15 protein-coding genes are annotated in these 14496 nt (G+C 43.6%); 12 read left to right on the top strand and 3 right to left on the bottom strand.

Features of this window, described 5'->3' with window-relative positions:
* Positions 1–185: 185 nt before the first annotated feature.
* The 3 genes from CEQ75_RS02925 to CEQ75_RS02915 all read right to left on the bottom strand — a co-directional run bounded on the left by CEQ75_RS02925 (position 186) and on the right by CEQ75_RS02915 (position 2469).
* Entirely contained in the window at positions 186–611 is a 426-nt protein-coding gene (locus CEQ75_RS02925; RefSeq protein ID WP_089609007.1) for a sigma-70 family RNA polymerase sigma factor, read from the bottom strand.
* 347 nt (positions 612–958) lie between these two features.
* Positions 959–1270 carry a hypothetical protein gene (locus CEQ75_RS02920; protein WP_089609006.1) on the bottom strand — a complete coding sequence of 104 codons (312 nt, stop codon included), beginning with the start codon at positions 1268–1270 and terminating at the stop codon, positions 959–961.
* Positions 1271–1287: 17 nt separating this feature from the next.
* Positions 1288–2469 carry a DNA polymerase Y family protein gene (locus tag CEQ75_RS02915; protein ID WP_242965441.1) on the bottom strand — a complete coding sequence of 394 codons (1182 nt, stop codon included), beginning with the start codon at positions 2467–2469 and terminating at the stop codon, positions 1288–1290.
* Positions 2470–2702: 233 nt separating this feature from the next.
* Between CEQ75_RS02915 and CEQ75_RS02910 the strand changes: the two genes are divergently transcribed.
* The 12 genes from CEQ75_RS02910 to istB all read left to right on the top strand — a co-directional run bounded on the left by CEQ75_RS02910 (position 2703) and on the right by istB (position 14433).
* A complete protein-coding gene (locus tag CEQ75_RS02910; RefSeq protein WP_089609004.1) occupies positions 2703–3140 on the top strand; it encodes a helix-turn-helix transcriptional regulator in 438 nt (145 codons plus the stop codon).
* Positions 3141–3321: 181 nt separating this feature from the next.
* Positions 3322–3828, top strand: coding sequence for an ImmA/IrrE family metallo-endopeptidase (locus CEQ75_RS02905; RefSeq protein ID WP_242965356.1), 507 nt, complete (start codon positions 3322–3324; stop codon positions 3826–3828).
* Positions 3825–4094, top strand: coding sequence for a hypothetical protein (locus CEQ75_RS02900; RefSeq protein ID WP_089609002.1), 270 nt, complete (start codon positions 3825–3827; stop codon positions 4092–4094). Before CEQ75_RS02905 ends, CEQ75_RS02900 begins: the two co-directional genes overlap by 4 nt.
* 229 nt (positions 4095–4323) lie before the next feature.
* A complete protein-coding gene (locus tag CEQ75_RS02895) occupies positions 4324–4533 on the top strand; it encodes a helix-turn-helix domain-containing protein (RefSeq protein WP_089609001.1) in 210 nt (69 codons plus the stop codon).
* Between the two features lie 145 nt (positions 4534–4678).
* On the top strand, positions 4679–6625 hold the full coding sequence (locus CEQ75_RS19300) for an SNF2-related protein (protein ID WP_338031994.1): 1947 nt from the start codon (positions 4679–4681) through the stop codon (positions 6623–6625).
* A gap of 71 nt (positions 6626–6696) precedes the next feature.
* Positions 6697–7911, top strand: coding sequence for a C-terminal helicase domain-containing protein (locus CEQ75_RS19295; RefSeq protein WP_338031993.1), 1215 nt, complete (start codon positions 6697–6699; stop codon positions 7909–7911).
* A 4-nt stretch (positions 7912–7915) separates the two neighbouring features.
* Positions 7916–8527, top strand: coding sequence for a DUF4391 domain-containing protein (locus CEQ75_RS02885; protein WP_089609000.1), 612 nt, complete (start codon positions 7916–7918; stop codon positions 8525–8527).
* Complete coding sequence (locus CEQ75_RS02880; protein ID WP_089608999.1) at positions 8524–8919, top strand: hypothetical protein; 396 nt, start codon at positions 8524–8526, stop codon at positions 8917–8919. Before CEQ75_RS02885 ends, CEQ75_RS02880 begins: the two co-directional genes overlap by 4 nt.
* Before the next feature lie 92 nt (positions 8920–9011).
* Positions 9012–10946, top strand: a complete 1935-nt coding sequence (locus CEQ75_RS02875) for a site-specific DNA-methyltransferase (protein ID WP_089608998.1) — start codon at positions 9012–9014, stop codon at positions 10944–10946.
* Between the two features lie 8 nt (positions 10947–10954).
* On the top strand, positions 10955–11977 hold the full coding sequence (locus CEQ75_RS02870; RefSeq protein ID WP_338031992.1) for a DEAD/DEAH box helicase family protein: 1023 nt from the start codon (positions 10955–10957) through the stop codon (positions 11975–11977).
* Between the two features lie 90 nt (positions 11978–12067).
* Complete coding sequence (gene istA, locus CEQ75_RS02865; RefSeq protein ID WP_089608934.1) at positions 12068–13657, top strand: IS21 family transposase; 1590 nt, start codon at positions 12068–12070, stop codon at positions 13655–13657.
* Entirely contained in the window at positions 13654–14433 is a 780-nt protein-coding gene (gene istB / locus CEQ75_RS02860) for an IS21-like element helper ATPase IstB (protein ID WP_089608935.1), read from the top strand. The genes istA and istB overlap by 4 nt, the downstream gene beginning before the upstream one ends.
* Positions 14434–14496: the final 63 nt, after the last annotated feature.

Below are 14496 nucleotides of genomic sequence, written 5' to 3'. Positions count from 1 at the left end.
GCAGCATGGGTATGTCTCGCTCTCTTCTTAAACGAAGGTCATGGCGTACCTGCTGCCTGGCTTGTCCTTCCGGCTCGTGCACCAAAAGTATCCGGTTCTCCTATATGAAGTTGTCAAAGATCGATTTTATGAGAAGATAAAAGTCCCTCTCATAAGCCATGAGATTTGAAGGTCATTTATAAACCCTATTCCTCAAAATTTTTCAATTCTTTTTCTAAAGTCTTCAGTCCTTGGCTAATGGACTTGCAGACAGCCATAACACTGACGCCTTCTGCTTGGGCAATCTCAGTCTTGCTCATCTCCAGAAAGTAGTAGGCATAGATTCGTTTGGCCTGGATATCCGGCAGCTTGGCAATGGCAGCATGAAGCTCCTGCTTCGTCATCTTCCGCTCATAGATCTCATAGGGTGACAGGGAGACAAAAATTGCGTCATGCTCGATCCCGTCGTCCCGATCCAAGGAGTAGTGAGCCTTGTTCCAGTAGACCTTTCGTTGATAATTCAGCTCTTTGCGTTTGGATTCTTCAAAGATCTCAGCGATCTCATCATCGACCATGACAAAACAGTCATTCTCATAGAACGGGTATACTTCCCGCAGATTAATCTTTTTCATTTTTATTCTCCTTCTCGTTGTTGGCTTGTTAGCGGCGAACAAGAAGGAGGCGGCGGGCTGCGGCATCTCGGTGAGACAAGACAGCCAGCTCTATTCATTTGGCTAAAAATAAACATGACAGGCTCCTTTTGGCGGGGAGCCTGTCATTGGTGATGCACTGCCAAAAAGCTGATTACTGAATAAAAAAGGCCGGATGATCCTCTCAATTGAGTAATCATCCGGCGGTGGTAGCTCAGTGAATCGGCTCCGGTGCTCGGTATCGATTGATATTCAGTTGTTCATTACCTGCTCGTGCGGTGGTCGCTACTTCGAAAAGTGCGCCGGTGCACCATAATCAGATAATGAGTTTATCCCTGGTCTGCGATGACCGGAATGGTTGCGACTTTTCCACACATCTCACATTTGATGGTGACAATGCCTACGCTGTCAGTAGTGACATCGAAAAGTCGCTTCCCACAATGGGGACAGTTGATGGCTTTGTAGAATTCGTCAAAGGCTTCCTTTTCTGCTCCAAGGACGATCTCTGTGGTCCTCAGACAGTCAGACTTGTAGGGGCAGACCTTTGTATTGCTGCACTTGATCAGAATCTTCAGTTTTGAGCCTTCTATGGTGTCAAAGAGTCTTCTTTCTCGATTGCATTTGATCTGGACGGTTCTCATTGGGTATCCCTCCTGTACTAGGCGTACATGATGCCGGGCATGATGACCTCATGACTGCTGTCTCCAGATGTTTTCATACTGCCTAACAGGGAGGCTGAATAGATGGACCATTTTCCAAAGCGACCTCGTATGGTCTCGATGGTATCATCCAGTTTTTCAAGTCTGGCCCGTCTGGCAGCATCATCAAAGAGCATCAGCTGCTGTGGCATGAATTTGGGTTCGAGGTTGATGGCGCGAACAGTTACTGCCCGCACAAATGTATGCCAGTCGTAGTTATTTTCAAACAGATGCCGTGCCGCTGAGGCAATCTCCATGGGGCTTTGGGTCGCCATGGGCAGCTGCGTCTGATATTGACGATAGGATAGGGTATTGTCCTTCACTGTGATTTGGACGCCATTAGCTTTCATGTCATGGACTCGAAGCCGATGGCTGATATCCTGGGTCAGGTGTAGCATGACTTTCCAAACCTCATCATTGGTTTCCAGGTCTGAGATGCAGGTCGTGCCATGACCGATGGATTTTACCGGTGATTGAAAGTCGTTTGGCATGACTCGGGATAAGTCCTCGCCGTTGGCAAAGAACCAGAGCATCTCTCCGTTCTTGCCCAAGGTGCTCTTCAAAAAGTCTCGCGGTGCCCTGGCCAGTTCTCCGATGGTCCTGATGCCGTAACGGCTAAGCTTCTTGTCGGTTGCTCGTCCTACATAGAAGAGATCAGAAACCGGCAGCGGCCAGACCTTCTCTTGATAGTCACAGCGATTGATGACCGTGATAGCGTCAGGCTTCTTCATGTCGCTGCCAAGCTTAGCGAAGATCTTGTTATAGGACACGCCGATACTGACGGTAAGACCTAACTCCTCTCGGGTGGTGCGCCGGATCTCCTCCGCAATGGAGAGAGCACTTCCACAGACGCCTAGACTGCCGGTCACGTCCAGCCAGCATTCATCCATGCCATAGGGCTCAACCTGATCCGTATAGCGCTGATAGATCTCTCGGGTAAGCTTTGAGTATTTCAGATACTGCTCATATTGCGGTGGAACCATGATGAGACCTGGGCATTTCTGCCTGGCTTCCCAATTGACCATGCCGGTCTTGATCCCGGCTTTCTTGGCTTTTTCGGATTTGGCCAGGACGATGCCATGGCGGTCCTCTGTTGATCCGCAGACTGCGATGGCTTTATCTCGCAGTGTTGGATTCAGCATGATTTCTACGGACGCATAGAAGCTGTTTAAGTCGCTATGCAGTAGTGCGCGGTCCTTACTCATAAAAAGCCACTCCTTCCAAAGGTTTCTATAACTTCTTCGTTGACAGATGAAGTTTGCGAAGGTATAATGAAGTTAACTTCATCTTGTAGCTCAATATTAACAGGATAATGAAGAATAGTCAATACAAAAATGAAGTTGACGAAGTTATATTCATTACGGGAGGCAAGGAAATGAAAACTTTCTCAGAGAAGATCAAAGAAGCTCGGGAGGAATTGAAGCTCAATCAGCAGCAACTGGGTGAGCTTGTCGGAGTTTCAAAACGATCCATTGCTGCATACGAAACAACGGACACCAAGCCTCGTGGAAATATCGCTAGAAAACTGGCTGCAGCTCTGCAGGTATCCGTAGACTATCTGCTCAATGATGAGATCACAGACCCGAAATACGGTATAGAAAAAGCTCCCTACATTGAGGAAGCTCGGGAACGGCTGGGACCAAAGGCAGCTAAGGAAATGGATGTTCTCCTTGAGCAGAATGTGGCCTTGTTTGCTGGCGGAGCCCTGGATCAGGAAGCCAAGGATGCTTTTTTTGAAGCCGTCATGAAGGCGTATTTGAAGTGTAAGGAAGAAGCCCGGAAAACCTATGGCCGAAAAAAGGAAATGGATTAAGGATTTCTTCGTTCTTATTTCCAACCGGCCGACCATTTTATCGTTCACTGTCCGTATTTTTGTACCGACACTTTGATTTAATGATAGTGAGGGATCGTTAGCAGGATGAGTATTTGATTTTATATCATTTGAAGGTGATTACATGTCGATAGAGATAATTTGCCGGGAAGTATCCCGCATAATGCGAAAATATGATGAGCCAGATCCTTGGAAGCTGGCTGAAGCCATGGGGATCATCGTTCAAGTAATGCCGCTTGGCAGTACAGAGAAATCTTGCAAAGGGTTCTTTCTGCGACAATCAAGAAAAAAGCACATCACAATCAACAGCGACTTGCCAGAGCCAATTCAACGGATTATCCTAGCCCATGAAATCGGTCACGCTGTTCTTCATCATGAAGCCGCAAAGATGAAGGCCTTCCATGATTTTGCATTATATGATACATCCTCCCAGATGGAGTATGAAGCAAATCTGTTTGCTGCCGAATACCTGCTGGAAGATGACGAGGTCACAGAACTACTCAGTGAGGACACCTTCTTCTTCTCTGTTGCCAAGGAATTGGAAGTACCTCCTGAGCTGCTTGACTTCAAATTTCGGATTCTCAAGCGAAAAGGCTGGCAGATCGAATCTCCTATCCAGTCCAACAGCAATTTCCTTAAACACCTGTCGGATAGAGGTGAGGACACGTGACTTCACAGGCTAAAGTATATGTTGCCGTCATTGCTTCCTTCTCCGAAGACGGACATCTTTTCCCAAGACGCCTCCGCTGGGAAGATGGCCGTGAATATTCCATCGAAAAGATCCTGGATGTCCGTCCTGCAGCTGCGCTGAAAGCTGGAGGGCAAGGTGACCGTTATACAGTCCAAATCAATGGTCATCAGAGTTATCTTTTCTTTGAGCGAAGTCCAAATATCAGCGGGACACACCTTGGAAAATGGTTTGTGGAACGAAAATAATAGCTTCTCACGAGAAACCAATAATGCCGGCAGAAGTCTTTCTGATCGGCTTTTTTAATGCCTTGTCAATGGATGTTCACACCTAAAATCGTAATCCTATATAGAAAAAACGATTTTCAAAGAGAAATTCGCAAATGTCTATATATTTTTCTGCCATTCGCGAATTCAACGTGATATAATCGAATGGATAGGCAATGTATTGTAATCCTTATAAACGAGGTGTGAATTTATGGATGTCAGCTACAACAAACTCTTTAAACTTCTGATCGATAAAAGCATGAAAAAAACGGATCTTCGACTTGCTACAGGAATCAGTCCTAACACCCTCACTAAACTTTCGAATAACGAATATGTTTCCATGGAAGTGCTCGTTAAGATCTGCCGAGTGCTTGATTGTGATTTTGGGGACATTATGGAAATTGTGCCTACCCAAAAGTAGGCATTATTACATGCGCTTTGAGAGAATAATTTTGTCGTTATAATTTAACTTGGAAATAAACAAGGTTAATAAATGTGTAAAATCGTTCGAATAATCAAACAACGAAATTTAAGGATCAAAATACTCTTAGAAATGAGGGAAAATTATGCAAATGCCGGAATTGTTGGATAACGTCAGCAGAACTGTCAAAGACGATTTGATGGTTACAATAAAAAAAGGAGACAAGCTGTCCATAGCGGCGGCATGTTTTTCTATATACGCATACCAGGCCCTCAAGAAACAGCTTGATGGCATTGATGAGCTGCGCTTTATTTTCACTTCTCCGACATTTCTACACGAGAAAGCTCCAAAAGAAAAACGGGAGTTTTATATTCCTCGCCTGGATCGTGAGCGCTCCCTGTATGGTACTGAATTTGAAGTGAAGCTACGCAATGAATTGACACAAAAAGCGATTGCTCGCGAATGTGCGGATTGGATTCGCAAGAAAGTGAAATTCCGCTCAAACTTAACTGGTGGAAACATTAGCGGTTTTATGAATGTAATTGGCGAAGAGCCCAAAACTTATATGCCACTCCATAGTTTCACAACTGCTGACATCGGGTGTGAACGCGGTAACAACATTATCAATCCGGTCAATAAGATGTTTGCGCCCCTTTCAGACGAATATGTTCGCATGTTTGGCCAGATTTGGAATGACAAAAATCTGATGCAGGATGTGACTGAGCAAGTCATTGACGGCATTACCGTTGCTTATAACGAAAATGCTCCGGAATTTATATATTTTGTTGCAATCTATAATATCTTTAATGAATTTCTGGAAGATATTTCTGAGGATGTACTGCCAAATGAAGCCACCGGATTTAAGGACAGCAAGATTTGGAATAAGCTTTATACATTTCAGAAGGATGCAGCCCTTGCAATAATCAATAAGCTCGAGACATTCAATGGATGCATCCTCGCTGATAGCGTAGGACTTGGTAAGACATTTACCGCACTTGCTGTCATGAAATATTACGAGAACCGAAATCGCTCTGTACTTGTCCTTTGCCCGAAAAAACTGTCAGATAACTGGAATACTTTTAAAGATAACTATGTCAATAATCCCATTGCAGCAGATCGATTAAGGTATGACGTCCTTTACCATACTGACCTCTCCAGAGAACGAGGAAAATCAAATGGATTGGATTTGAGCAGACTAAACTGGGGCAACTATGACCTAGTCGTCATCGATGAATCTCATAACTTCAGAAACGGCGGAGAGGTCTATGGTGATGATCGACGTGAAAATCGCTACCTTCGACTTATGAACCGTGTCATTCGTGCCGGCGTTAAGACAAAGGTCCTCATGCTTTCAGCAACCCCGGTCAACAACCGCTTTATTGACCTGAGAAATCAGCTTGAACTGGCTTACGAAGGTAATCCAAGCCTTATTAATGACAAGCTTGGAACGAAACGACCGATTGATGAGATATTTCGAAATGCACAGAAGGTATTTAACTATTGGAATAAACAGAATGATGGCGAACGAACTACGGAGATGCTCCTAAAATCTCTGGATTTTGACTTTTTTGAAGTGCTTGACAGCGTAACCATTGCTCGTTCTCGTAAACACATCGAGAAATATTACAACATGAATGAGATTGGTTCTTTTCCGGAACGATTAAAGCCTCTTTCTCTTCGTCCGCGCCTCAGCAACTTGGAAGGAACAATCAACTACAGTGAGATTTATGAGCAATTGATGAGACTAAACCTCTCGGTATATATACCAACCGACTTCATCTTCCCGAGCCAATTGGGCAAGTATGTCGACACGTCGATTAATATAAACCGTGCAGGGCGAGAAATGGGAATACGCCGTTTGATGAGCATTAACCTCTTAAAACGACTTGAAAGCTCTGTGGAGTCCTTTCGATTGACCTTAGGTCGCGTTAAGAAGCTCATTGACGATACAATTGATGAAATCGATGCGTTCACATCAGGGGGTGGCTCAGTTATCAAAGGGCGCGAACTTGTTGGTGATGATGTTGATTTCGATGATGATGACCGCAATACAGAGTATTTCGCGGCTGAACATAGTATAAAATTGATCTAGCGGATATGGATTACAAGTCTTGGCGAGATAGGCTCGCCGAAGATGCTGAAACGCTAGGACTTCTTAAAATCATGATAGATGATATCACACCTGAACATGATACCAAGCTCCAAACTCTTTTAGGGTTGATTGAGAGCAAACTAAATAATCCAATTAACGAAGGGAATCAAAAAATCCTGATTTTTTCAGCTTTCTCCGATACAGCCGAGTATCTTTACAAAAACGTAAGCGCTTTCGTAAAGTCTCAGTTTGGCTTGGACTCAGCAATAATTACGGGAAGTGTAGAAGGCAGGACCACCATAAAGGGCCAAAAAGCGTCCATGAATGATGTGCTGACATTGTTTTCGCCGATTTCTAAGGATAAGAACTTGTTGATGCCAAACAATCGAGATGATATTTCCGTTTTGATTGCAACAGATTGTATTTCAGAAGGCCAGAACCTCCAAGACTGTGATTACTGTGTTAATTATGACATTCATTGGAATCCAGTTCGCATTATCCAGCGCTTTGGACGAATCGATCGAATAGGCAGCCATAATGCTGTAATTCAACTTGTTAATTTCTGGCCGGATGTGGATCTGGATGAGTATCTCTCTCTTAAAGGGCGAGTTGAAACCAGGATGCGCATTTCGATCATGACAGCCACTGGCGATGATGATCTAATCAATGCAGAAGAAAAGGGCGATCTCGAATACCGCAAAGCACAACTTAAACGACTTCAGGAAGAAGTTGTGGATATCGAAGATATGCAATCAGGGATATCCATTATGGACTTGGGTTTGAATGAATTCCGGCTCGATCTACTTGAATATGTAAAGCAAAACGGCGACATGGATACGATCCCCTACGGACTTCATGCTGTGGTTCCCGCTTCAGAGGATTGCCCTCCTGGAGTCGTGTTTGTTCTCAAGAACCTGAATAACAGTGTAAATATAGACATGCAAAACCGACTTCACCCATTTTATATGGTTTATGTGGGAACGGGTGGGGAAGTTATCTGTGATCATCTTTCCCCTAAGGATCTTCTCGATAAATTCAGGTCACTGTGCAAAGGAATAAACACCCCGGTAATGGATGTTTGCCGTGAGTTTAATACTGAGACAAAAGATGGCCGGGATATGCAAAGTATCTCAACCCTTCTTACAGATGCAATAACATCCATCATTGAAGTGAAAGAGGAAAACGACATTGACAGTCTTTTTAATATAGGCGGCACCTCTGCCTTAAATAACAAGATAAGCGGTCTGGATGACTTTGAAATGATTTGCTTCCTGGTGGTGAGGTGAAGATATGTTAGGATTACCCCGTTCAACTGAAGTCAACCGGCGTGTGGCAAAGGAAAAAATTTATGCTAACACAACAATGACTACCCAGTTGCGCGACATTATAAAAAATCAAATTGAATCGATTATCTGGAGAAATAAACTTTCTGATACAACAGTGGGCTTGGCTCCCGGTGAGGATGTTAAAGAAATACAAGTATTTGAAATTTCCTTGCGGCAGCGCGGCTTGGATAAACGTGTTTTGACGGCTATAAATAAGGCAATCCCATACAAAATTTTATTCGTGCTGACTTTTGAAAATGTTGCTCAAACTTGGATCGAAGCATCAGGTACATACTACAACTCTGACTGGTTTCGAATTGATGGAAGCACGCTAAAGCTTGACGGATTAAATCTAGATACCGTTTATGAAAATCTTGCACGCCATATAGCTGGCGGAAGATTAGATACAGAGGGAGATATAGCCGAAGCGGTTGAAAAAGACAAACTACGGCAAAAACTTGAACGCGAGATTGCTGGACTGGAAAAGAAAATAGTGCGGGAAAAGCAGTTTAATAAACAAGTTGAGTTGAATGGGGAGTTGAAACGACTTAATAAAAAACTGGAGGAACTACAATGAGTGATGGATTGAAGTTTGATCCGGCAAATATGCCGAGAATAGATTTGTCAACAACAAATCACCTTGCTAATTCTGTGGTTGACTCGATTGCTGTAAATCAACGTGAAATGGAGCGGTCACTGCGAGATGTCCAAAGAGAACGCGAACGAAAAGAAGCAGCAGAAGCTGCCTATCGTGAAGAAACAATCCGAAGTCTCCGCGCCATTGAGCAGAACACGACTAACCTCTATACACTTGTTGACCTTATCAGCAAGAGCAATGAGCAGCAAGATGTGTTAATTGAGATAATTGCCGAGGTATTAACCATCGCCAAGGCAAAAAATCAAGCCGAAGCGAAATCAGTCTATACCAAGGTTATGGGCAGGATAAAGAAAACAATCAAAGATGCATAAACTCTTGCAAATATATCAGGTTACGCCACGGTTGTTTGGAACTTGGCTCAACCGATCATTGAGAAACTGCCACAAATAGGAGGATAATTGATATGGATAAAATGAAATTCGAAACCCCAAACCTTACCGCCGAGAATGTTGCGAAGATTGCCGAGCTTTTTCCCGGTGCGGTTACCGAGGGAAAGGTCAATATTGACCTGTTGCGCACCATGCTTGGCGAGGATATTTTTGGAGATGAAGCCTATGAGTTTACATGGGTGGGAAAGCGAGCTGCCATTGCCGAGACCGGTAGACCTATACGCAAAACACTCCGACCTTGCATGGAAGAGAGCAAAGATTGGGACACAACCGAGAATCTTTACATAGAGGGCGACAACCTTGATGTGCTGAAATTGTTGCAAGAAAGCTACCTTGGCAAGGTGAAGATGATCTATATTGACCCACCATACAATACAGGGAAGGATAGTTTCATATATCGTGATAAACATATTATGACTGAAGATGAATATGAAGAAGCTGTAGAAGTGTATGATGATGACGGATTACGGAATTTTAAGGAAAACAACACGGCTAACCCACGGTATCACTCAGCTTGGTGTTCTTCAATTTACCCAACACTTCTGCTTTCACGAAATTTAATGTCGAACGATGGTGTGATTTTCGTTTCCATTGATGATAACGAAGCACATAACCTTAGAAAAATATGCGATGAAGTTTTTGGTTCGGAAAATTTGATTGATGTGTTCTATATTCAAGTAAGGTATGCAAGCAAGTCTCTAAATGAGAAAGATGATTTTCAAAAACTAATCGAACAGGTTTTGGTTTACGCTAAATCTAAAAGCGATTTTGTACCTAATAAACCATTTGAAGAGTATGACGTAGGCAAGTTTAGAAACGAGATTGTTGAGGACGCACAAGGAGAAACGATTGTTCTCGGAGGTAAAACTGTCACAATTTTCAAACCCGGACAATATCGTATAATTCAACATTCAGAAGGTAGAATTGGACTGCTAAAAGACACATGGGCATCAGGGAGTGTATTAACGGGCAACACATCTGGAAAGTTTTTTGATAAATATCTCGGTACCAGAAAAGATATAGATGGTATTGGATGCCTATATAAAGTTGAGGGTATTGGCGAAGATGGGATAGGGTATCGTTACTTTACCGGCCCTAAAAAAGAGAGTGCGACAAAAGGCCAGTTCTATTCGGGTGTTCCGTTGACACGAGTAGAAGAGTTAAATGCCGGTAGTTCTCGAAAATATAAGCCAATCGTAAACTTTTACGATATGAGCGGGGATTTTGGAAATATAAGGCATGAGGGAGGCGTCGATTTTCGGGCTGGGAAGAAACCAACAAAAATGATTCGCCAATTCCTTGATATTGTTGGAGATAAAAATTGTTTAGTGTTAGATTTCTTTTCCGGTTCCGCCAGTACTGCACATGCGGTAATGTTACAAAATTACGATGATGGTGGTAAAAGAAAATTTGTAATGGTTCAATTACCAGAACCTGTCGAAGATAGCGAGTTCACCACAATTTGTGAAATTGGTAAAGAACGTATCCGCCGTGCCGGTGATAAAATCAAAGCTGAGGCGGGGTTGACTGCGTTGAATCTCGATATTGGTTTCCGTGTCCTAAAACTCGACGACACAAACATGAATGATGTTTACTATGCTGCAGGCGACTACACACAGGACATGATTTCAATGCTGCAGTCAAACATTAAGGAAGATCGAACGGATATGGATCTTCTGTTTGGGTGTCTCCTTGACTGGGGACTTCCTCTTTCATTACCTCACACTCATGAAAAGATAGAGGGCTTCACAGTTCACACGTATAACGAAGGTGACTTAATAGCTTGTTTTGAGGAGCGTATTACTGAGAAGGTTATCCGAGAGATTGCTAGTCGTCAGCCTCTTCGTGTGGTGTTCCGTGACAGCAGCTTTACCAGTTCGCCAGAGAAAATAAATGTGGTCGAGATATTCAAGCTTCTCGCACCAAATACCACTGTAAGAGTGATTTAGGGGGTGCGATGATGAGATTACAATTCAGGCATCAAAAATTTCAGTCTGATGCTGCAAATGCGATTTGTGAAGTGTTTAATGGTCAGCCATTTCACTCACCGACCTATATGATAGATCCAGGATTAGGACAAATCGGCCTGGAAGATGCTCGTAGCTTTACTGGTTTCAATAATGCACCAGTGGTTATTGGCGACGATAAAATTCTTGAGAATATCCGTAATATACAGAGATCGGGGCAAATCAAGCCATCAGAATCACTTGATGGGCGTTATAACTTGACCGTTGAAATGGAAACCGGTGTAGGTAAAACTTATACCTATATCAAGACAATGTACGAACTGAATAAGCGTTATGGATGGAGTAAATTTATCATTGTCGTCCCTAGTGTTGCCATACGTGAAGGTGTTTACAAGTCATTTCAAATGACAGAGGATCATTTTGCTGAAGATTACGGTAAAAAGATCCGCTACTTTATTTATAACTCTGCCCAGCTAACTGAACTCGATCGGTTTGCATCTGATAGTTCAATTAACGCCATGATTATCAACAGCCAAGCGTTCAATGCCAGAGGAAAAGACGCAAGGCGTATTTATATGAAACTCGATGATTTTCGTTCCCGCCGTCCAATTGATATTTTAGCTAAAACGAATCCGATTCTGATAATCGATGAGCCACAGTCAGTAGAAGGTGCAGCAACCAAAGAAAGACTGAAAGAGTTCACTCCTTTGGCAACACTGCGGTATTCAGCAACGCATCGGGCGGACAGTGTCTACAATATGATTTATCGCCTCGATGCCCTTGAAGCTTACAACAAAAAGCTCGTTAAAAAAATCGCCGTAAAGGGGATCTCTGTTTCAGGGAGCACTGCAACTGAGGGCTATATCTATATTCAGAGCATCAACCTCTCTAAGGGCAATCCGACTGCAACAATAGAATTTGACATCAAAGGGAAAACAGGTATTCGGAAGGTTTCCAGGATCGTCACTGAAGGATACAACCTTTTTGATAACTCTGGGGAATGTCTATGGTAATCTAATAGTAGGCCACCGTAGTCATTGAAAAACCGGCCACAATAGATTAACCTACTTGAGAGGAAATTCAACAGGTAGGGGCTGGGAGAGATGATCACAATGAACATCAAGCAACAAATTTTAATGATGCATATTCATGAAGGGAAATCGCGCCGGGAAATTGCGAAAATAACAGGGATCAATCGGGACACCGTAGGAAAGTACATTGGACAATATGAGGAAGGGAGACAGCAATTATTGTCGAGCGGGTCGGCAGATATCCAGGCACTAGTCGACACCCTCACTTCTGCCCCCAAGTATACTGTGGGCATTCGACCCAAAAGAAAAATGACTGACGAGGTTGTGAACAGGATCCAGTTCTATCTTGACGAGAATGAAACTAAGCGAAATCAGGGGCGGCACAAGCAGCAAAAAAAAGCCATTGATATCTTTGAAGCACTGGAAGCCGAGGGTACTCAACTAAGTTACAGTACCGTTCTTCGAACCATTAGAAGCTTGGAACGGAAACCAAAGGAAGCGTTTATTAAGGCTCTGTATGAACTTGGAGACATTTGCGAATTTGATTGGGGTGAGGTTAAACTAAAAATTAATGGAAAATTTCAAGTTTTTCAGATGGCCGTATTCACAACGGCTTACGGGAACTATCGCTTTGCTTATCTGTTCACCAAACAAACAACAGAGTGTTTTCAGGAAGCACACGCCCTGTTTTTCCAGCATATCGGCCAAGTGTATCGTACCATGGTGTACGATAACATGAAAGTCGCGGTGAAAAGGTTTATTGGAACGGAGAAGGAGCCGACGCAAGGATTGCTTCAATTGTCGCTCTACTATGGTTTTCAGTATCGGTTTTGCAATATTCGCAAGGGCAACGAAAAAGGTCATGTGGAGCGAAGCGTCGAGGTCGTTCGCCGAAAAGCCTTCGCTTTTCGGGACGAATTTGAATCCCTGGAGGAGGCAAATCAATATTTGCAGGATGTGTGCACTAAGCGTAATCGTAAGTCCCATGATGAGTACAACGGCCAGACGGCGGAGGAACGATTGGAAGAAGAGCGCCCCGCATTGCTGCCCACCCTTCCACCATTTGATGCAGCTCGCGTGATTTATGGACGGGTGAACAAATATTCCACCATCATCGTTGATCAGAATCGTTACTCAGTACCGGATCATTTGGTAGGTGAATCGATCATGATTAAAGCATATGCGACCCGGGTGCGATGCTTCCATCAGGAATCCTTGGTAGCGGAGCATGTGCGATTAACCGGCAACCACGAGTGGCGGCTTGATCTGAATCATTATTTGGATACGCTAAGGAAAAAACCTGGTGCATTTGCCGGTAGTGCGGCATGGCAGCAGGCTCCTAAAAGGATAAAAGAAATATACGAAACATATTATACCAAACAAGACAAGGAATTTATACAGCTATTGCAATATATTCGAGACGATGTCCCATTTGCGGAAGTCGAGCAAGCTATTCGGGAGCTGGAGAAAATTCATCCGGCTCAAGTGACTACGGATAAAATTAAAGTGCTTTGTGCTAGGAATCGTGACGCGATGCCTGTTGTTCAACCAAATCTCTCGAAAACGGGAAAAGAGATTGTAGAGCGGTCAGCACAGCAGCTTCGCATGTACGATGACATGTTTGATACCCATACACCAAAAGCAAAGGAGGACGTTGCATGAGTAACGCGCCGCGCAAGGCGTTTAAGGAAGCGATATTGGAATATAGCAAAGAACTGAGACTCCCTATGATTCGTAAGCATTTGGATGAGCAAGTTCGGGAGTCAACGCAGCAGGATGCCAGTTATGAAGCATTTCTGGCGCAGTTACTGGAGAAGGAATGTGATGCTCGTCGGGAAGCCTCGCGGCATAATCGCATTCGTCTGGCTGAATTTACACATAAAAAGTACCTTGAAGATTTGGTCATCGCGGATTTGCCAGATGATGCCCAAAAGAAGTTAAAGCAGCTGAAAACATTAGAGTTTATTCAGGAGGGGCGCAACATTATTCTGGCGGGGAACCCGGGAACAGGCAAGACGCATGTGAGTATTGGGCTAGGCTTAAAGGCCTGCCTGGAGGGATATAAAGTATGGTTTACAACTGTTCCCCTCCTCATTAACCGGATTAAAGAATGCCGAGCAGAGCAAACTCTTCGAGCCTTCCAGAACCGCTTTGAAAAATATGATTTGGTTATTGCCGATGAAATGGGTTATATATCTTTTGATAAGGAAGGATCTGAATTATTGTTTACCCATTTGTCGCTGAGGGCTGGTCGCAAATCGACAATCATCACAACCAACTTATCCTTCGAACGATGGGGTGAAATTTTTCAGGATCCCGTGATGACGGCGGCCATGATTGACCGGTTGACGCATCAGTCATACATCGTCAACATGAATGGAAACTCGTACCGCATGAAAGAAACGAAGGAGTGGTTACAACAACAGCAACTGGCATGAAGAAAAAAACAATAACCCTGTATAAAGGTTTATCATGTTTTTGATAAACATTTATACAGGGTG

Origin of the sequence: Dehalobacterium formicoaceticum, from assembly GCF_002224645.1 — a bacterium.
Taxonomy (GTDB): domain Bacteria; phylum Bacillota; class Dehalobacteriia; order Dehalobacteriales; family Dehalobacteriaceae; genus Dehalobacterium; species Dehalobacterium formicoaceticum.
This window is presented reverse-complemented; position numbering and strand designations above follow the sequence as displayed.